This is a genomic window from Vibrio sp. 10N.222.52.C3 (assembly GCF_041474195.1).
In the GTDB taxonomy this organism is placed as follows: Bacteria; Pseudomonadota; Gammaproteobacteria; order Enterobacterales; family Vibrionaceae; genus Vibrio; species Vibrio crassostreae_C.
Map to the genome: position 1 here is coordinate 1 of NZ_JBFRTQ010000243.1, position 714 is coordinate 714.

Consider the following 714-nt stretch of genomic DNA (forward strand, 5'->3'; position numbering starts at 1 on the left):
GTAACGAACTCATCGTCATCAAGATATTGCACTTCATCGTTATCTACAACGTACGTCCATTCACCATCGTCGGTAATGGTCAACATACCCAACGCGGTATCATTGGTTGAGCCTTCTGGATTAAACGTTCCGTTAGGTTGAAAAGCAGCGACATCGTTAGCATCAACATCAGTAATCGTCAGTGTTCCCGTCGCCATCAAGTCGTTGCTTTCTGGATCGACATCGACATCTTCCGTCACCTCACCCATATCAGAGTCACCTTCACCAACGGTAATCTCGGATGGATCATCGGCACCGTTGATGGTTATGGTTACTTCACTTGTGGTTCCGTCAATAGCAGTAACCGTGTAAACCTCAGTGACGACCTCATCGTCGTCAAGGTATTGCACATCATCGTTGTCCACGACGTAAGTCCATGCTCCATCATCGGTTATGGTCAACATACCCAACGCGGTATCATTGGTCGAACCTTCCGGATTAAACGTTCCGTTGGGTTCAAAAGCAGCGACATCATTGGCATCAACATCAGTGATCGTCAATGTTCCTGTCGCCATCAAGTCATTGCTTTCAGGATCGACATCGACATCTTCCGTCACTTCACCCATGTCAGAATCACCTTCACCAACAGTAATCTCTGACGGATCATCGGCACCGTTGATGGTGATGGTCACTTCACTTGTGGTTCCGTCAATCGCAGTAACTGTATAAACCTCG

The 714-nt window shown here is 47.3% G+C and carries 1 protein-coding gene; it reads right to left on the bottom strand.

Annotated elements, in window-relative coordinates; all coding sequences use genetic code 11:
* The coding region (locus AB4517_RS22710) for a VCBS domain-containing protein (RefSeq protein WP_372150121.1) at window positions 1-714 on the bottom strand (714 nt) is incomplete at both ends.